We start from the raw sequence: 18,544 nt of genomic DNA on the forward strand, positions 1-18,544 counted from the left end.
CTTTGTTTATCGTATAATATTTATATTAAAATCAAAGTATTTTGTCAAACAGCAATAAAAAAGCACCTTCGGGTGCTTTTTTATTTTATTCAGGCTTAGGATTTTTGTAGGTTTCTTTAATCTCTTTAGCGGCTCTTGTTTGAGTGATTCTTCTAGCCACAGAATTTTTGGCACTTTCAGGAATCTCTGTTTTTTTCATATTGCAGTCGTCATCAAAATCCAACTCGTAGACAGGGATGAACTTTGACAGTGCTTTAATGTTCTCTGGTGTGGCAGGTGCCGTGAATGGAATTCCACCTACTGTAAAGAAAATAAACTTAACACCATTTGGAAGTGTCTTAATTTCTGCAAATCCAAAGCCCATAAGCTGGTTGCAATCAATTGGTGTTGATGGCTTCTGACCGTCAAGGGTGATTGTTTGTTCCACAAAAAAATCCTTGATAACAAAAAATAATGATGAAATTAATGTACAAGCCAAAGACATATGCTGTTCTCCTATTTGAGAACAACATAAGAAACTATCAATGGAAGTCAATAGTTAATAAAAAAGCACCATATGGTGCTTTATTGAGATTGTTCAGAATGTTCTTCTTCGGCCTTTTGAATTAACCAATCTAAAAATTGCTTGCTGGCTTCTGACTGGAGAAGTTCATCAAATTTTTCATTGTTAGTTTGCAATGATGACTGTTGTGTCATGCCTTACCATTTTTCTTTCTAATTGCAAGAATAGCTGCTGCATGTGAAGAAAGTGTTGGATCAGTACTGGCATCACTACCGAATTGTGTTTTATTTTCTAAAACAGCATTTATATTTCCAATACCCATTTCTCGTACTTGTTCAGGTGTTTTACCTAGTTCCATACCTAGCTTCATAGCTGTTTCACGATAAGCTTTTTGAGTGAGAATCCAATCAGCTAGAAGCATCTGTTGTTCTTCATAAGTTTTCTTGAAATCGCCTGAAGCATCGGCAATTTCTTTCATTGGACGTGAAAGTAATTTTCTGTAAAATTCATTTTGAATTTCTAGTTCAGCTTTTTCATCAATTAGCTTGGATCGTGCTATTGCTTGCTGTCTTTCCTCATATTGCATTTTAGCAATCTTACTTCTGAGAATTTCAGCAGTTTCAACAGCACGTTCATTCATTCGCGCTCTGTGTTCTGCATCCCATGCACGTTGTTCAGCATCGATAGCTCTAGCTTCGTTCTGACGCACTATTTCATTTTTACCTATGTTTTCGGCTAGTAAGCCATTGATTACTGCTGCTTGACGGGAAGACATAAAAACTCCTAACTAAATTTCGTCTATTCTAACAAATATATTGACAAAAAGCAAATAGTGTGAACCATCTGAATTTTGGTGGTATCTTTCACAATGATGCTGTTCTTGGTTAAGGGTGTCAAGAATTTCATGTAAAAGCAAAAAAATCAAGCACCTATGAGGTGCTTGATGTTTGAGACCGCCGGATGTTATCCTCATTGTGGGTCCTGAAAGAGACTTCCCCTTGTAGAGTTAATGCAAGAATGAGAAAAAACGGAGAATAAAAATGAACATTAAAAAATCATTCTCTAAAAAAACTCTAAAAGTTTTGCTTATACTTTTATTGTGGTGTATATCTAGCTGTGCATATTAAATAAGCAACTGGGGCGGCACTGTTACAGCAGTGTTGCCCCTTTTATTTTATATAAATAATTATCTTGAATGTCAATCTGGTTTGACATTTTATTTCTATTTGCGAAAATAGAACAAAAAGGAAAACCAATGAGTGATGTTATAAAAACAATAAAAGGAAAAGCTGTTGAGTTTGGAGCTTCAAAACAACTTTATCACTATGTTATTTACGATTATGTAAAGTTTAAGACTGTAGAGGATGAAGAGATAACAATTCAAAAACTTGGAGTTTTTTTGAAACTACAGAAGGATTTTGAAGATGGTAAGAATGTAGCTTTTCAAATAGCACTTGCTGAAGAATTAAAGCAAAGTGAAGGTATCAGTTATGTTTGTGGTATCCAAAAGAAAACTGGTGCAGTTTTATCTGATTCTCATCCTGTTCATACTGGATACAAAACTAGATTGTTTGCAGCGATTGCATTAACAATCATACCGCCAGGAATTTTAGCTGCTCCTTTTTACTATAAAAGAGCATTTAAAATAAAAAATGCAATCCAAGAGGTTGGTGAATTTGAACCACTGGAAAAGAATTTTGTAAGTACAGCCAAGAAAAAGAAATTTTAAAAGCACCACGTGGTGCTTTTTATTTGCTTTTCTTGATAAATACAATCATTACGAAAGAAACTATCGTATTAATTATAATTCCATGTGTAGTTAATCCTAGATTTTCTTTTGGAACCTTGGCTATCAATCCGAGTATGTTTATAATGATGTTTATAGACATAACCTGAACTCCAATCGCCATAACACCTTCTTGAATTGTTTCACTTTTAAATAGTTTTCTAACCTTTTTGTTTTGTTTTTTATATGAAGTAGCTTTCAACTTGTCAAATTTTTCGCCGTAGCAATTTTTCCTTCTTTGTTGTTTGTGGGTTTAATTTATTCTTTGCTGTACTCTTAATTCATTATTGCTAGGTACTATTTATTAATTATGCTTATATTAAGTACATGGCTTTGCTATTTTTCTACGAAAAATAGGCAAAGCCTTATCCCTTGCTGACTAGAAAAATCTCACGAATTTGAGTTCTAGTGCAATTCCGCTTTGCCTATTTTCATTCTCTTGAAAAATGGCCCTTGCAAGCCGTTAGTAACTTGCCCGAATCTTGGTTTCTTTCTACCAATCTAACGGTAGGGTGCAGGGTATCCAAGACGCTCATTTCTGAACTAAGCCTAAACCTATATTGCTAGCACCGCCCAACATCTCGCTTAAACAGGTCGTCATGAATAACCTGTCATCAGTAGCTTGAAAGTAACTCCCTCACTGCTATGCAAGGGCATTTGTGCTATTGGGCTCGTTCATTTGGCTGTTGGTGGTAACTTCTCGACTGTTACCGATCGGTCTTATCTTATGCCGTGTCGCTGTATATTTGCGCCAAACTACTCACTTTAATGAGCCATGCTATTTTAGTCACACAAATGACTGATTGAATACTTCCATTCCTTTGAAATTGTCTGTTGTGTGGGTCACAGGATTCTTCCTGGTTGCTAATTAATACCCAATCACTTAAATTCTGTTTCTTCATTCGTCGCTATGCAACCAAGAACAAACACTTCCAAATTCATGTCTTCTTCACAGATTGACCGAAACTGAGGCATGGGGCTTTTTAGTCGTTTGATTACTCTCACTGCCCATTGACATATAACACTTCAATCTGTCTTCTCAGAGCAAAAAAAATTGCTCAACAGTTTTTTCACTGGTTGAGCAATTTTTTAATATTCTGTCTTGACAAATTGTTAAAATTTAATATTATCCAATTACACAGCCTCGGAAACTGTTATTACCAAGATATTGAAAATTTAATAATTGTCAATAGCTGGTAATAGAAAATAAAAGCCAGTCAATTGACTGGCTTTTTGTTTTGTGCTGGAAGTTCTTACTTCACACGATATTCTTCAATGTCTCCACCTGCTTCAAGAATTTCTTTCACCCAATCAGGTTTGCGACCACGAGTAGCACCAGACCAAGTTTGATCACCTTTCTTGTACATCACGGTGCTTTCTTTGGTAGCTGCCTTTTTTGAAGTCTTCCCAGTTGCTGAGGAAAAACCAAGCTGTTCAGCAGTCAACCCATACTCAGAAATTTTCTTCTTGATGTCTGCAACGACAGTTTCAAGCTCCTTGGCTTTAACCTGTTCAGCTTGCTCTTGAAGCTTCTTGATTTGTGCTTGAAGTTCAGCATAGGTGGTCATTCTGGGGTCCTTGATGAAGTGATGAAGTGTGGTTTCAATTATTATCACACAACACTAAATTTTTCCATCATTGGTGCTCTGACTTCCTTTTGAAGAGAACTTGTTTTCAAACCGCTCTTTCAATTCATAGGAGTTGGCATACTTCTTCAAGCTATCAGACAACTGCAACATTGCTGTTGCTCTGTCTTCCAAAGATTGAGCAAAGGCGCGGACCATGAAGATGTGAGATAGATCCTGAACCGTGCTACTTGGTGACTTCTTGACTTTCGGTTTTGTTACTGTGGCCACTGGTGCTACTTCTTGAACTTCCTCAGAAGGTGTTGTTTCACCATTCAACAAGAAGTTAGCAACATCATAAATTGAGTAGTAAACAAGCCTTCCAATGTTCTTGAATGGAATAGGAAATCTTCCTTCCTTTCTTAGCTTGGATTGTTGCTTAGTTGGAATTCCAATTTCTTCTGCAAGTTGTTCTGGCGACATCAACAACTTACCTTTTGTCTTTTCTTTCAAATAATTAAGCAGTTGTTCTTCTACCATACATCTTGTTCCAAGAGGGTGTTGGTTGCTATACTAGCAGGCTGTGTGCAAGTCCCTGTAGTTCAATGGATAGAACAGGTTCCTCCTAAGAATCAGATCCAGGTTCGATTCCTGGTGGGGACGCCAAAGCACTATCACGGTGCTTCTGGTGATAGCTCTAAGTTATCGGCACACCATAAAAAAACCACCTTCCGAGGTGGTTTTTTTGTGCCTTCTGGTTCCAAATTTGTTCCAAGACTGGCTTGGAACTGGGTGGATTTGGAAGGATTTGACTGGGTGATGATCCAGTAAAATCAACAACTTAGCATCGTTGCGATCCCCTCCAGAATCGCTTAGGAGGGGGCCGTTATATCCATTTAACTACAGGGACTTGCGCCAAGGTCAGCGAGCGCCGACCCAAGAAAAATATTATACCGCAGGCATGTCCGGCGGTGTGGCCGCAGCGCGCTCGGCGGTGATGCGCGCCAGCACGGCTTGCTTTTGCGCGTCGTCCATCACATTCCAGAACGTTACTTCTTCAAACGTGCGGCCGCAGCCCTTGCACACCGCGTCGCCCAGCGCGGTGGAGCAGCGCGCCACGCAGGGGCTGTCCACGCCGGGGGTAAGGATGACGCCGGCCATTAGGCTTCGCGGGCCACCGACAGCCGCGCCAGCTCAATCATCGCCGTGCGGGTGTCGCTGTCCGGGATGGCGTCCAGCGCGCTGACGGCGCGTTCGGCGGCCAAGCGGGCCTGTTCGCGGGCGTAGTCCAGCGCGCCGCTGCGCTGCACTGCCGCCAGCACGGCGGCAAAGTGTTCGCGGTCGGCGTGCGACAGCGCATGGCGCACGCACTCGGCGTCGGCCGCCTCGCCATGGCGCATCACATAAATCAGCGGCAAGGTGGGCTTGCCCTCGGCCAGATCGTCGCCCAGGCTCTTGCCAATGGTGGCGGCGTCGCCGGAGTAATCCAGCACATCGTCGATAATCTGGAAGGCCGTGCCCAGGTGCATGCCATAAGCGGCCAGCGCGGCCTCTTGCTCGGGCGTGGCCTTGGCCAGCATGGCGCCCACGCGGCCGGCGGCTTCAAACAGCTTGGCGGTTTTGTACTGGATCACGCGCAGATAGGCGTCTTCGTCCACATCGGTGTTGCCGATGTTGAGCAACTGCAACACCTCGCCCTCGGCAATGATGTTGGTGGCCTCGGCCATCACGTCCAGCACGCGCAAATCCTGGGTGCCGACCATCATCTGAAACGCGCGGGTGTACAGAAAATCCCCCACCAGCACGCTGGCGGCGTTGCCAAACAGCGCATTGGCGGTGTCGCGCCCCCGGCGCAGCGCGGATTCGTCCACCACATCATCGTGCAGCAGGGTGGCGGTGTGGATGAATTCGATCATCGCCGCCTGGGTGTGAATCTGCTCGCCACAGGCGCCCAGCGCGCGCGCCGCCAGCAACACCAGGGTGGGGCGCAGGCGTTTGCCGCCCGCACCGATGATGTATTCCGCCACCTGGCGGATCAGGACAACGTCCGAATGCAGGCTGCGGCGAATCACTTGATCCACGGCGTGCATGTCATCGGCGATCAGTTGGCGAAACAGCGGTGCGGTCACGGGCAGCTCGACGGCGGGTTGAAAACAAGCTGGCAATCATACCAGACTGCGGGCGGGGTGGGCGGATGGCGCACAGCAACACCGCTTACCCATCCAGTGCCTTGGCGCACGCCACCAACGGCTCGGCCAGGTCGGCGTGGATGGCACCGCGCATGCCGAGCATCGACAGCAGGGCCTGGGTTTCCTGAACGGCGCAGATGTGCTGTCTTGGCTGGCATGGTGGTGTTTTGTTTGTCAGTGTTTGCTTTGTCTGCATCGTATGCATGCAAGAAATACTACTTACACCACTCCCGCCACATCCCCCTCAACGCCCCCGCAAACACCTCAGCAAACCTCGCCTCATCCATCAGCGGGCTGGCTTCTGTTTCTGCCCGCAGTCCTTCGCGGATGGCGTTCAGCGCCGGCACATCCGCTGCCAGCCGCTGGGCGATTTGCACATATTCTTCTGCGGTGTGGGCGATCCATTCCGGGTGGCCGACGGCGTGCAGCAGGGTGGCGCCCATGCGTGAGACAAAGCGTTCGCCGCTGAGGGTGACCAGTGGCACGCCCATCCACAGCACGTCGCAGCTGGAGGTGCCGCCGTTGGCCGGGAAGGGGTCGAGGGCGATGTCGATTTGCTGGTAGCGGCGGTATTGCCAGGCGCGGTCGCGGTGGATCAGTTGCAGGCGTTCGGCGGGCACGTCCAGGGCGGCGAAGTCGGCCAGCAGTTTGTGGCTGAGGGTGCTTTGTTCCAGTCCGGCCAGTTCCAGCAATAGGCGGCTGTTGGGCACGGCGTGCAGCACTTTGGCCCACAGCTTGAGCGTGGTGGGGGTGAGTTTGGCGATATTGTTGCAGCAGCCAAAGGTGAGGTAGCCGGTTTCCAGCGCGGGCGTGGGCCACACCGCGTAGTCGGGGTGCTGGCGTTTTTCCGGAAAGCGGATCATCGGCCGGTAGCAGCAAAACACCTCGGGCAGGCGCCAGAGTTTTTCGCTGTAATACTCGTCGGCGCCTTCGGGGTCGCCGTGGCGGTCGGTGATGCGCCAGTCGATGTGGGTCAGCCCGCTGCTGTCCGGGTAGCCCAGCCAGCCCACTTGCACCGGCGCGGGTTTGCGGGCGAACACCGGCAGGCGGTTGTTGGCGGTGTGGCCGGAGAGGTCAATCAGGATGTCGATCTGATCCCGGCGGATGCAGTTTTCCAGCTCGTCGTCGTTCAGGCCCAGCACATGCCGCCATTTGGTGCAGCAGGCTTCCAGCTGTTTGCTCAGCAGGTCGTGCACCAGGACCTGGCTGTAGCCGTACAGCTCCAGGCCCAGGTCGGGGCGGGCGGCCAGCGCTTGCAGCAGCGGCAGGGTGAAGTAGCTGACCGAGTGATTGCAAAAATCCGCCGACACCCAGCCCACGCGCAGCCGGCGTTCCGGCTCACGGCTGTTGGGGTGGGCGGCCACGCGGCCGCGCCAGGGGGCTTCAAATTGCTCGGCAAAGGCGCGGTGCCAGTGGGCGCAGTCGGCGGCGCGGGCGTGGTCGGCGTATTGCAGGGTAAGCAGCAGATTGTGCCAGGTGTCGGCTTGGGCTGGTTTGAGGCGGATGGCGTGGCTAAAGCCGGCCAGCGCGGCGTCCAGCTCGCCCAGGTCTTTTTGCACATTGGCCAGGTTGCCGTGCAGCTCGGCCATGTCCGGCGCTTGTTGCAGCGCGGCGCGGTAGCAGTCGGCGGCTTCGTTCAGCCGGCCGCGCGATTTCAGCAGATTGCCCAGGTTGTTCAGCGATTTCAGGTCGGTGGGGACCAGCGCCAGCGCGCGCCGGTAGCTGGCTTCGGCCTCGTCGCTGCGGTCCTGGCCGTGCAGGATGATGCCCAGATTGTTGTGCGCCAGCACATAGTCCGGCTTGAGCGCCAGCGCCTGCCGGCACACGGCTTCGGCTTCGCCCAGCTCGCCGCGCTCGCGCAGCATATTGGCCAGGTTGTTCAGCGCGGCCGGGTAATTGGGGCGCAGTTCCAGCGCGCGGCGGCACGGCGGTTCGGCCTCGCGGCGGCGGCCTTGTTCGTAGAGCAGCGCGCTCAGGTTGTAATGGGTGTCCACCCGGTTAGGGTCCAGCGCCAGCGCCTGACGATAGCTTTGCTCGGCCAGCGCCAGCTCGCCCACGCTGCGCGCGCTGATGCCCAGGTTGTTGAACACTTCCGGGTCGTCGGGCAGCCAGAATGTCGCTTGCTGGCCAGCTTCCAGCGCCGGTTGGTATTCGCCGTTCAGTTGAAACAGATAGGCCAGCATTTTCCAGCCATGGCCAAAGGCCGGGTATTGCGCCAAGAGCGGGTGGGTCAGCGCGCGGCAGGCGTCCAGTTCTTCGCGCTGCATATGGGCGAACATCTGTTCCTGCACCTCTGGCGGCGGGTTGGTGGCTTGCGCCCGCCCGAGCAGCTCGCTGGCCGGCAGGCCGCGCTGGCGCGCCTTCACCAGCCAGTGCTGCGCCTCGCTGTGCCGGCCCAGGCCGGTGAGCGCGTCCACCACCGCCAGCCAATACCCGCCCGGCACTTGTGGCGCCTGCAAGGCGCGCTGCAAGTGAGTCAGCGCCACTTCTTGCTGGCCGTGGTTCCAGTAGGCCACGCCCAGTTGATGATGGGCGTCGTGCTGGTCGGGGTGTTGGCTGAGGATGTCCAGATAGTCGTCGATGGCTTGGGCAAACTGGCCGGCGTGTTGTAGCGCCAGCGCGGCTTGCAGACGGGTTTGGATCGAGGGCGTGCTCATGGTGTGCTCACGGTTCAGGCTGCCCACACCGACGGCGCGCGCCGGCTGGGTCGAAAATAATCTGCATTGGCGTAAAACCCGGCGTCCTGCGCGTCAGCGTGCCAGCCGGGGATGCCCAGCACGGGCAAGGGCGCCAGCCGCGAGGGGCGGTCCAGCGTGCTCAGGCGCTCGGCCGCCAGGGCGTCCAGCCTGGCCAGCCGGGTATGGAAGGGTAGGCTAAAGAAGTCTGCGTCCACTGGCAGCAGCCAGGCTTTGCCAGTCAGGCCGATAAACGGCGCCAGCAGCATCTCCGGCAGCGCATGGCCCAGCGGATAGGCGTCGATCAGCCGGCCCCAATCGGCGCGGCGGTCTTGCCATAATTCTCCCCAGCGCATGCCGTCCACCGCCTCGGCCAGCGTCCGCTCGGCATAGGGCATCAACAGCCCGCATTCGTCCAGCAAGGTGGCGCTGTCGCGGATTGGCCCGCGCTTGGCTTCGCCAGCGGCGATGGCCGCCTGATGGCGGGCGTTCAGCGCGGTTTTCAGGCGCGGCCAGGCCAGCCAGGCCAGGGCGTTGAATAAATCATGCCAGTTGCGCGCGCGGGTGGGCACTTGCCCGGTGGCGGCGATATGGCTTTCGTAATAGGCGTCGGGCTGCAAATCCAGCACGCAGCGCAGGCCGGGCGGCAGCAGGCAGCCGGCGGCGCGCGCCTGGGCAAACAGCGCATCCAGCGCCGCTTGCTCGGGCCAGTCGGTTTGCGCCGCCAGCGGCTGAGCCACCGCCGCCCACACGGCGTAAGCGGGGCGCCTCAGCCAGGCGGTGGACCAATCGGCAGGGGCGGTGAACACCTGGGGCAAGGCAATCTCGTTCAGGACAATGGCAATGGCCGTTATCGTGGCCGATGTGGCCAAGGCCGTCAAATCGCCGCCAGCGCAGCCGCGGCGCCCGGCAATGCTATGATGAAATCCCCAAATTCAATATTCCGCCTGGCCCGTCCGGCGGCAAGAGCAGCGTGCGATGGACTTTTTACCGATTTTCATGAAAATGCGCGGCGCGCCCGCGCTGGTGGTGGGCGGCGGCGATGTGGCCTTGCGCAAGGCGCGGCTGCTGCACGAGGCGGGCTGTCGGCTGACCATCGTCGCGCCAGAATGCCACCCCGAGCTGGCCGAGTGGATCGCCAGCGGCGGCGTGCGCCAGCTGGCGCGTGGCTTTATGCCCGAGGATATCGCCGGCCAGCGCCTGGTGATTGCCGCCACCGACGATGAAGCCGTCAACGCCCAGGTCAGCGCGCTGTGCATGGCGCAAAACATCCCGGTGAACGTGGTGGACAACCCGCGGCTGTGCAGCTTTATCATGCCGTCGATTATCGACCGCTCGCCGGTGATCGTTGCCATTTCTTCATCGGGCGGTCTGCCGGTGTTGGCGCGCTGGCTGCGCACGCAAATCGAGGCGCTATTGCCGGCCGGCCTGGCGCGGCTGGGCCGCTTTGGCCAGGAAGTGCGCCCGCGCCTGAAAACCGCCATGCCCGACGCCAACCAGCGCCGTGGCTTTTGGGAGCGCCTGCTGGCCAGCCCCTGGGCCGAGCAAATGATGAACGGCGACGAAGCCCGTGCCCGCGCCGATTTCGACCGCGCGCTGGCCGAGCACAACGCTCCGCCAGTCGGCGCGGTGTATCTGGTGGGCGGCGGCCCCGGCAACCCGGATTTGCTCACCTTCCGCGCGCTGCGGCTGATGCAGCAGGCCGATGTGGTGCTGTACGACAATCTGGTGGCCCCGGAAATCGTCGAGCTGACCCGCCGCGACGCCGACCGCATTTATGTGGGCAAGCGCGCCAGCCAGCACACCCTGCCGCAAGAAGACATCAACAGCCTGCTGGTGCGTCTGGCCAAAGAAGGCAAGCGCGTGGTGCGCCTCAAGGGCGGCGACCCCTTCATGTTTGGCCGGGGTGGCGAAGAAATCGAAACCCTGGCTGAACACGGCATCCCGTTTGAAGTGGTGCCCGGCATCACCTCGGCCAACGGCGCGGCGGCATACGCCGGCATCCCGCTCACCCACCGCGACCACGCGCAATCCTGCGTGTTTGTCACCGGCCACCGCCGCGACGGCAGCATCGACCTGGACTGGGCCGCCATCACCCGCCCGCAGCAAACCGTGGTGATCTATATGGGCGTGTCCACCGCCCCGGCGCTGTGCGCCGCGCTGATCGAGCACGGCAAAGCCGCCGACACCCCCGCCGCCGTGGTCGAACGCGCCACCACCCGCGCCCAGCGCGTGCTGACCGGCACCCTGACCACCCTGCCCGGATTGATTGCCGAACACCAGATTCAATCCCCGGCGCTGATTATCGTCGGCGACGTGGTGAAACTGGCCGGGACCTTGGCCTGGTTTGATGGGGCGGGGCGGGTGGGCTAAGCGCCGCTCACCAAACGCGCCTGGCGTTGTTGCAAGCCGTACAGTCTGCGGTCTGTGCGCCTGGCCAAGGGCGCTGTGCTGAGTGCTGTGAGCGACGCTAAGCCGTCTTTGCCTGTTGTGTCGGGAAGCCAGCGCCCGCCCTGTGGGCGCATGGCTGTACTACCCCGTCAACCGCTCCAGCCGCGTCAGCCAGTGCATGGCGTATTCCTGATCTTCCCCGCACATCTCTGCCTGTGGCTGCAAACCGCCGCAGACTGCCGGGCGCAGCGGTGAGCTAAAAATCCGGCAGCGGGCGTGTTCGTCCAGTTGCGCGCAGCGCACGCCGGCCGGTTTGCCCGCTGGCATGTCGGGGATGGGGCTGGAGATGGACGGGGCGATGCAGCAGGCGCCGCAGCCGTCGCGGCAGGCCAGCGCCGCGCTCATCGGCTGCCTTCCAGCCGCGCTTGCAGCGCCTGGGCGGTTTGGCCGATGGGGGCGCGCAGGATCAGGTCAAAACAGCGGTCCATGCGTGTGGCGTCCAGGTTGATCAGCGCGCAGCGGATGCCGTGGCGCTGGGCTTCCAGCGGCAGCAGGTTGATCGGGCCGACTTCCAGCGACGAGCCCAGCACCAGCAGCACATCGGCCGCCAGCGTGTGCGTCAGCGCTTCGTCAAAGCGGTGCACCGCCTCGCCGTACAGCACCACGTCCGGCTTGAGCGCGGTGTGGCAGCTCAGGCAGCGCGGCAGCGGCTCGGCCAGCACATGGGCCAGATCGTGCATGCGGCCGCAGGCCGGGCACAGCGCCTGTTGCAGCGTGCCGTGCACTTCCACCACCTGTTCGCTGCCGGCGCGCTGGTGCAGGCCGTCGATATTCTGGGTGAGCACGCTTACCGTCTTGCCCTGCGCCGCCAGCCAGGCCAAAAAGCGATGGCCGGCGTTGGGCTGTTTGTCGCCGGTGAGCTTGAGCTCGAAAATCTCTTTGAACGCCTCCCAGAACGCCGCCGGGTTGTGCAAAAAATAGTCAATCGACAGCACATCGGCCAGGCTGGCGTTTTGCGTGTAGCGCCCCTGATACGAACGAAAATCCGGGATGCCGGATTCGGTGCTCATGCCGGCGCCGGTCAGCACCGCCACATGGCGGGCGCTGGCCAGCCAGCCGGCCAGGGTGTCCAGCGCGGCGCTGGCGTCGGTGGGGGCGTGAGGGCGGGCGATCATGATTGGGGCTCCGGGTATTTGCGCGCGTTTTTGTCCAGCTTGTCGGCCACGGCGGCGGCCATGTCCACCCCCAGCACATCGGCCAGCCGCGCCAGATAAATCTGCACATCGGCCAACTCTTCGCCCAGGTGTTCCCACTCGGCCGGGTTGTCCTGCGCCAGCGCAGCCAGCTCGGCGTCGCTGCGCCATTGCAGGATTTCCGCCAGCTCGCCGACCTCGCCCACCAGGGCAAGCAGCAGATTGCGCGGGGTGTGGTGCGGCTGCCAGTTGCGCACCTGGGCAAAGGCGCGCAACTGGGCTTGCAGCGGAGAGAGGTCAAGCGGTGGGGTGGGCATCACGGGCGCGGCAGTTAAAAAAACCTATTTTACCGCGCCGGGGGGTGAAGGGAGGGGGTTGGGGTCAACATCACCTGCCTGCGCCTGCGCCAGCAGCGCTTGTGATTCGTCATCGCCATAACGGCTGATCAGCACATCCAGCGGCCAGGTGCGCACGGGTTGACGCTCGGCCAGGCGTTGGTCCTGGAGGATCCAGTTACGGGGCTTGCTTAGGTCGATGGGCTGATCGGGGTCGATGGCGCGCAGGGTGCAGCGGCGACCTTGAAAATCTTGCAGTCGGGCGGGCCAGGAGAGGGCGAGATTGTCGGTTTGTGAGATGAAGAGGGTGTGGATCAGTTCACCAGTGCTGGCGTCCCAGAGGCGGGTGGTGCAGTCGTTGCTGGCGGTGAGGATGTGTTGGCCGTCTGGGGAGAAGGCGCTGCTATTTACCCAATGTGCATGGCCATCGAAAGAGCGCAGTAGCGCGCCAGGGTGGGCATCCCACAGTTTGGTGGTGTGGTCGCGGCTGGCGGTGAGGATGTGCTGGCCATCGAGGGAGAAGGTGCAGCTGTTTACCAAATCGGTATGGCCGTCGAAAGAGCGTAGTAGCGCGCCAGAGAGGGTATCCCACAGCTTGGCGGTGTTGTCATCGCTGGCGGTGAGGATGTGCTGGCCGTCAGGAGAGAAGGTGCAACTGTTCACCGAACGAGTATGGCCGTCGAAAGAGCGCAGCAGCGCGCCAGAGTGGGCATCCCACAGCTTGGCGGTGTGGTCGTGGCTGGCGGTGAGGATGTGCTGGCCGTCGGGGGAGAACGCGCAACTGAGTACGAAACTGGTATGGCCGTCGAAAGAGCGCAGTAGCTTGCCTGAGTGGGCATCCCACAGCCTGGCGGTCTTGTCACCGCTGGCGGTGAGGATGTGCTGGCTGTCGGGGGAGAAGGCGCAGCTGTTCACCCAAGCGGTATGGCCGTCGAAAGAGCGCAGTAGCGCGCCAGAGTGGGCATCCCACAGCTTGGCGGTGTTGTCGGCACTGGCGGTGAGGACGTGCTGGCCGTCGGGGGTGAGGGCGCAGCTGCGCACTGAATCGGTATGGCCGTCAAAAGAGCGCAGCAGCGCGCCAGAGTGGGCATTCCATAGCTTGGCGGTTTTGTCGTCACAGGAGGTGAGGATGCGCTGGCCGTCGGGGGAGAAGGCGCAGCTGTTCACCCAACGGGCATGGCCGTCAAAAGAGCGCAATAGTGCGCCAGAGTGGGCATCCCACAGCTTGGCGGTGTGGTCGCGGCTGGCGGTGAGGATGTGCTGGCCGTCGGTGGAGAAGGCGCAACTGTCAACCGAACGAGTATGGCCGTCGAAAGAGCGCAGTAGTGCACCAGAGTGGGCATCCCACAGCTTGGCGGTCTTGTCGTTGCTGGCGGTGAGGATGTGCTGGCCGTCGGGGGAGAAGGCGCAGCTGCGCACCCAATCGGTATGGCCGTCGAAAGAGCGCAGTAGTGCACCAGAGTGGGCATCCCACAGCTTGGCGGTGTGGTCGCGGCTGGCGGTGAGGATGTGCTGGCCGTCGGTGGAGAAGGCGCAACTGTCAACCGAACGAGTATGGCCGTCGAAAGAGCGCAGTAGTGCGCCAGAGTGGGCATCCCACAGCTTGGCGGTGTTGTCATCGCTGGCGGTGAGGATGTGCTGGCCGTCGGTGGAGAAGGCGCAACTGTCAACCGAACGAGTATGGCCGTCGAAAGAGCGCAGTAGTGCACCAGAGTGGGCATCCCACAGCTTGGCGGTCTTGTCGTTGCTGGCGGTGAGGATGTGCTGGCCATCGAGGGAGAAGGTGCAGCTGTTTACCAAATCGGTATGGCCGTCGAAAGAGCGTAGTAGCGCGCCAGAGTGGGTATCCCACAGCTTGGCGGTGTTGTCATCGCTGGCGGTGAGGATGTGCTGGCCGTCAGGAGAGAAGGCGCAGCTGTTCACCCAATCGGTATGGCCGTCGAAAGAGCACAGCAGCGCGCCAGAGTGAGCATCCCACAGTTTGGCAGTGTTGTCGTGGCTGGCAGTGAGGATGTGCTGGCCATCAGGGGAGAAGGCGCAGGCGGTTAACCAACCGCGATGCGTCGCCAACTTCACCAAAACCGGCGGCAAAGCCCGTGCCTCAAGTGGCGCCAATTGCGTCAACAGCTGCCCCAGCCAATGCGGGCTGGATTGCGTAAACCCATCATGGCGCACCACTCGCTCGACCAGCGGCGGCGGCAATGGCCCTCCTTGCAGGCGGTTGTGCAGCGCATCTTGCTGGTCGGCGGGGTTGTTGCTGAATAGCAACTGGAGGAACTCGTCTACATCGGCTACCCGGCCGTACATGACTCCAGCGTGCTGGCCAGGGTGAGCGCTATGGGCCTGCAAAATCAATTCATCAATGGCCGTGTCGATGCCCAGTTGCGCGAGTTGCCCCGGCAAGGCCGGGTCGTGCCAGGCGGGGATAAGTGGCGTGTCGCCTTGGCGCAGCTTGGCGTGGTCTTCGTCGCTGTTAAAGTCGCTGGGGTAGGCGGTGAACAGCGCGTGCAGGTCGAATTCGCTGCGCTGGCGGCGCGAGGCGGCCACCCGGCGGCGCAGGTCTTTTAGTGCGGCCAGCGCTTCGCCCCGGCTTTCACCGTAGAGGTTTTTTTCGGTGTTTTCGTCGGTGTCGATCAGGCCAAAATCGTGCTGGCCGTCGGCAAACCACTGGGCAATGCGCAAAAAGCGGCTGGGCTGGCGGCGGCACAGGCGAAACAGCTCGGGGGCGAAGCATTGCCAGATGGCCAGCCGCGCCAGCAGCAGGGTTTTGCTCGGCTGCTGGTCGATGCCCAGGCCAAGCTGCTGGCTGGCATCCAGCAGCATATGCAGCAGTTCGGCGGCGCGCTGGAGCTTGCGCGGCACTGGCGGCACGGCGCGGGCAAACAGCTGGCATAGGTCGCGCTGTTGCTGGGCGTGGCGCAGCAGTTGTTTGGCATGACGGACGGCTGTGGTTTCTGCCTCGTCTCGTTCTGGCTCGTCATGGCCATCTTTCACTTTGGCTTGGCGGCGCGCCAGCCGCTGGCGGGCGGCTTCGTGCTCTTCTTCCAGCGCTTTGGGCGCCAGTGCCAAGTATTCGCGGTGGGTGGCCTGATAGTCAAACAACTCCGGGTAACGCTCACGCAAAAACTGCTCCGCCTGCCCGGTTTGCGCTGGCGGCAGGCGCAGCGGCAGGTGGATGATTTTTTCCAGGTATTCAGCGCCGGTGATCGGCAGGCGGTGGCTGGCGTCGGCGCTGGCGGCCTTGCTGGCTTCAAACAGATAGTCGCGGTAGCGGTGCTGTACGCCGCGCTCCACCACTTCGTCGTCCACCGCCAGCACAAACACGCAACGCGGCACGTCGAAAAACAGCTTGATGGCCTCCAGCATTTCCAGCGCTTTTTCCGGCAGGCAGCGGTCCAGGTCGTCGATAAAGAACAGCAGATTCAGCGCCGGGTCGCTGTCGGTTAGCTCGCGCAGCTGGCGTTCAAATTCCAGATAGAGGGTGTCGTATTCGTCGAGTTTGGCGTAGTGCGCCTGTTCTGGCTTGGGGGCGTTTTTCTTGTCGAGATCTTCCGAGGCGCGAAACATTTCCAGCGCGGCTTTTGGGCTGGTTTTCAGCGAGAACTCAAAGGGAATGCCATATTCGCCCCCTTTGAATGTCACTGTGGCTTCGTAGGCGCTGGCAAAGGCCAGGGCGGCGTTGCCAAATGTTTGGTAGGTTTTGGTGAGTTTTTCCTTGAAGCTGATCCAGCTGATTTTGCTCCAGCGCGAGGCGTTTTTTTCTGCGTCTGCTTCAACTCGCTTGATCTCCGCTTGCACCTTCTTCAACAGCGGCACAATCAAATGCGGTTCTTTTTCATAGCGCCAGGCGTTGAAAAACACCGTCACCACCGGGGCCGTTTCATCCTGTTGCTGTTCAAAATCCTGCTTCACCGCGTGCAGCAGCGAGCTTTTGCCGCTGCCCCATTCGCCAAACACGCCCACCACCAGCGATTGTTCGACCGGGGAGCGGTGGCCGCGTTGGGCCTCGGGGGCGAAGTGTTTGCGGATGCGGTTGGCCACGGATTTGGCCAGTTGGGCGTGGCCGAAGGCCAGGGTTATTTTGGGGCTGGCGGGGGTGTTCATGCTGGGGGCGCGTTGGGCGGGTGGGGATGGGCTATTGTAGCGCCCAGCATGCTGGATGGGTGAGCGGCGCGCCAGGGCGGTCGCGCCGCCCGGTTTTTACGCCGTCGCCGCTTCTTTGCCGACCATGCGATAAATATCACCCGTGGCGACTTCGGTGCGTTCGGCGAGTTTGCGCACTTCGTCGGCTACCACGGCAAAGCCGCGCCCTTGCTCGCCAGCGCGGGCGGCTTCGATGGCGGCGTTCAGCGCCAGGAGGTTGGTTTGCTTGGCGATTTCGCTGATGGTGTTCACGATGGCGCCGATTTCGCGCAGGCTGGTTTCCAGGCGTTCTTTTTGGGCGTTGAAGGTTTGGCCGGCTTCGGCTTCGCGTTCGGCGGTGATGTCGGTCAGCGCGCCCACCACGCGCAGCGGCACGCCCTGGGCGTCACGGCGGGTGGCGCCTTGGGCGCGAAACCAGCGGTAAGCGCCGTTTTTCATTTGCAGCCGGTATTCAATATGGTAGGGCGTGCGGCCGCTGGTGTCGTTGAGGTGGGCGGCAAAGGCCTGGATGGTGCGGTCTTTGTCTTCTGGGTGCAGGCGGCTGGCCCAGCTGTCCAGCACATTGGGAAAATCCCGCTCGTCGCTAAAGCCCAGCAGGGCGCGGAATTGATCAGACCACCAGAACGGGTTTTTCGGGTTGACCGGGTCGCCGGCGATGACTTCCATGTCCCACAGGCCTTCGCTGAGCATGCCGCGCGCCATGTCAAAGCGCTCCAGCGTCACCCGCAGCACGTCTTGCTGGCGGCGTTGGTCGTCGATGTCGGCCAGCGAGCCGGCCACGCGCAGCGGCACGCCTTGTGCATCGCGCTGGGTGGCGCCGCGCGCGCAAAACCAGCGGTAGCTGCCGTTTTTCAGTTGCAGGCGGTAGTCGATGTCGTAAGGGGTGCGGCCGCTGCGGTCGTTCAGGTGGGCGGCAAAGGCGGCCAGCACGCGGTCTTTGTCTTCCGGGTGCAGGCGGTTGGCCCAGCTGCCCAGCACATTGGGAAAGTCGCGTTCGTCATGAAAACCCAGCAGGGCGCGAAATTGATTGGACCACCAAAATTCATTGGCCGGGTTGACGGGGTCACCGGCCTCCACGGTCATGTCCCATAGCCCTTCGCTGGCGGCTTGGTTAACCAGGCTAAAGCGCACTTGCAGGGTGTGTTGTTCGTGTTGCAAGGCGGTGTGTTGCGCGCGCAGCGCGGCCAGTTCGGCGCTTTGTGCGTCCAGCTGGGCTTGCAGCGCGGCTTCGCGCGCCTGGCTGGCGGCCAGATGGCGTTGCAGGCCGTCCAGCAGCTGTTGCTGCGCCGGGTGGCGGGCTTGCGGCCAGCTGGCGCGCTGTGGGTCGGCGTGGTGCAGGGTTTGGCCCAGTTCGGCCAGAAAGCGGGGGTGGGTAGACAGCCAGTTCATGGTCGGGGCTCCCTTGTGGGTGTCTGGGTTGAAATTGGATGGCTTGGGCGCAGGGCGGGCGGCGTGTGGGTCTGGGCCCATGGCGGAAAAATCCGCTTCTGGCCGCGCTGCTGTGCGTGAAACACTGTATTTTGTAAAAAATTTATTACATATCGTCGTGGCGACGATGGCCACTCACCACGCCCAGCAGCACAGCGGCGGCCTGAGTGGTGTCTCCGCATGGGGTGGTCGCTGGCTGGCCCTGGCGATGCATGCGTGGCTGTTGCGGTTATAGGAAGAAAGTATGGTGCAGTGCAATTACACCGCACTACAGCTTAAATATTGATTTCTATATGATATTTTTTGACAAAAGACCGGCTGCCGCACTGCGGGATGG

17 protein-coding genes and 1 tRNA gene are annotated in these 18,544 nt (G+C 57.8%); 4 read left to right on the forward strand and 14 right to left on the reverse strand.

Features of this window, described 5'->3' with window-relative positions:
* Positions 1-85: 85 nt before the first annotated feature.
* Both DFR34_RS08180 and DFR34_RS16855 read right to left on the reverse strand, forming a co-directional pair.
* Positions 86-484, reverse strand: coding sequence for a hypothetical protein (locus DFR34_RS08180; protein ID WP_110390661.1), 399 nt, complete (start codon positions 482-484; stop codon positions 86-88).
* A gap of 208 nt (positions 485-692) precedes the next feature.
* Positions 693-1,277: a hypothetical protein gene (locus tag DFR34_RS16855; RefSeq protein WP_146215097.1), complete on the reverse strand. Its 585-nt coding sequence runs from the start codon at positions 1,275-1,277 to the stop codon at positions 693-695.
* Between the two features lie 420 nt (positions 1,278-1,697).
* On the opposite strand from DFR34_RS16855, the gene DFR34_RS16860 reads away from it, so the two are divergent.
* Positions 1,698-2,231: a hypothetical protein gene (locus DFR34_RS16860; RefSeq protein ID WP_146215098.1), complete on the forward strand. Its 534-nt coding sequence runs from the start codon at positions 1,698-1,700 to the stop codon at positions 2,229-2,231.
* A 1,310-nt stretch (positions 2,232-3,541) separates the two neighbouring features.
* Here the strand turns inward: DFR34_RS16860 and DFR34_RS08185 are convergent.
* The gene (locus DFR34_RS08185) at positions 3,542-3,856 is read right to left on the reverse strand and encodes an H-NS histone family protein (RefSeq protein WP_110390662.1); all 315 of its coding nucleotides are present in this window, start codon (positions 3,854-3,856) and stop codon (positions 3,542-3,544) included.
* A 54-nt stretch (positions 3,857-3,910) separates the two neighbouring features.
* Complete coding sequence (locus tag DFR34_RS16865) at positions 3,911-4,393, reverse strand: hypothetical protein (protein ID WP_146215099.1); 483 nt, start codon at positions 4,391-4,393, stop codon at positions 3,911-3,913.
* 51 nt (positions 4,394-4,444) lie between these two features.
* Between DFR34_RS16865 and DFR34_RS08190 the strand changes: the two genes are divergently transcribed.
* Positions 4,445-4,519 (forward strand) — tRNA-Arg (locus DFR34_RS08190).
* A gap of 282 nt (positions 4,520-4,801) precedes the next feature.
* Here the strand turns inward: DFR34_RS08190 and DFR34_RS08195 are convergent.
* From DFR34_RS08195 to DFR34_RS08215, 5 genes are all read right to left on the reverse strand, one after another.
* Complete coding sequence (locus DFR34_RS08195; RefSeq protein ID WP_110390663.1) at positions 4,802-5,014, reverse strand: DUF1289 domain-containing protein; 213 nt, start codon at positions 5,012-5,014, stop codon at positions 4,802-4,804.
* Entirely contained in the window at positions 5,014-5,943 is a 930-nt protein-coding gene (locus DFR34_RS08200) for a polyprenyl synthetase family protein (RefSeq protein ID WP_110390703.1), read from the reverse strand. The genes DFR34_RS08195 and DFR34_RS08200 overlap by 1 nt, the downstream gene beginning before the upstream one ends.
* Positions 5,944-6,067: 124 nt before the next feature.
* Positions 6,068-6,247, reverse strand: a complete 180-nt coding sequence (locus DFR34_RS08205) for a hypothetical protein (protein WP_110390664.1) — start codon at positions 6,245-6,247, stop codon at positions 6,068-6,070.
* A 10-nt stretch (positions 6,248-6,257) separates the two neighbouring features.
* Entirely contained in the window at positions 6,258-8,699 is a 2,442-nt protein-coding gene (locus DFR34_RS08210) for a tetratricopeptide repeat protein (protein ID WP_146215100.1), read from the reverse strand.
* Positions 8,700-8,713: 14 nt separating this feature from the next.
* Positions 8,714-9,526 carry a DUF3025 domain-containing protein gene (locus DFR34_RS08215; protein ID WP_245906844.1) on the reverse strand — a complete coding sequence of 271 codons (813 nt, stop codon included), beginning with the start codon at positions 9,524-9,526 and terminating at the stop codon, positions 8,714-8,716.
* Between the two features lie 169 nt (positions 9,527-9,695).
* Between DFR34_RS08215 and cysG the strand changes: the two genes are divergently transcribed.
* Entirely contained in the window at positions 9,696-11,090 is a 1,395-nt protein-coding gene (gene cysG, locus DFR34_RS08220; RefSeq protein WP_110390666.1) for a siroheme synthase CysG, read from the forward strand.
* A 159-nt stretch (positions 11,091-11,249) separates the two neighbouring features.
* Here the strand turns inward: cysG and DFR34_RS08225 are convergent, their stop codons facing one another.
* The 5 genes from DFR34_RS08225 to DFR34_RS17750 all read right to left on the reverse strand — a co-directional run bounded on the left by DFR34_RS08225 (position 11,250) and on the right by DFR34_RS17750 (position 18,168).
* A complete protein-coding gene (locus tag DFR34_RS08225; protein ID WP_110390667.1) occupies positions 11,250-11,513 on the reverse strand; it encodes a YkgJ family cysteine cluster protein in 264 nt (87 codons plus the stop codon).
* On the reverse strand, positions 11,510-12,283 hold the full coding sequence (locus DFR34_RS08230) for an NAD-dependent protein deacylase (protein WP_110390668.1): 774 nt from the start codon (positions 12,281-12,283) through the stop codon (positions 11,510-11,512). Before DFR34_RS08230 ends, DFR34_RS08225 begins: the two co-directional genes overlap by 4 nt.
* Positions 12,280-12,618, reverse strand: coding sequence for a nucleotide pyrophosphohydrolase (locus tag DFR34_RS08235; RefSeq protein WP_110390669.1), 339 nt, complete (start codon positions 12,616-12,618; stop codon positions 12,280-12,282). Before DFR34_RS08235 ends, DFR34_RS08230 begins: the two co-directional genes overlap by 4 nt.
* A 24-nt stretch (positions 12,619-12,642) precedes the next feature.
* Positions 12,643-16,740, reverse strand: coding sequence for a P-loop NTPase fold protein (locus DFR34_RS08240; protein ID WP_110390670.1), 4,098 nt, complete (start codon positions 16,738-16,740; stop codon positions 12,643-12,645).
* Positions 16,741-16,836: 96 nt separating this feature from the next.
* The gene (locus DFR34_RS17750) at positions 16,837-18,168 is read right to left on the reverse strand and encodes a methyl-accepting chemotaxis protein (protein ID WP_110390671.1); all 1,332 of its coding nucleotides are present in this window, start codon (positions 18,166-18,168) and stop codon (positions 16,837-16,839) included.
* 79 nt (positions 18,169-18,247) lie between these two features.
* Between DFR34_RS17750 and DFR34_RS16870 the strand changes: the two genes are divergently transcribed.
* A complete protein-coding gene (locus DFR34_RS16870; protein WP_146215101.1) occupies positions 18,248-18,442 on the forward strand; it encodes a hypothetical protein in 195 nt (64 codons plus the stop codon).
* Positions 18,443-18,544: the final 102 nt, after the last annotated feature.

This window comes from Rivihabitans pingtungensis, assembly GCF_003201855.1.
Classification (GTDB): Bacteria; Pseudomonadota; Gammaproteobacteria; order Burkholderiales; family Aquaspirillaceae; genus Rivihabitans; species Rivihabitans pingtungensis.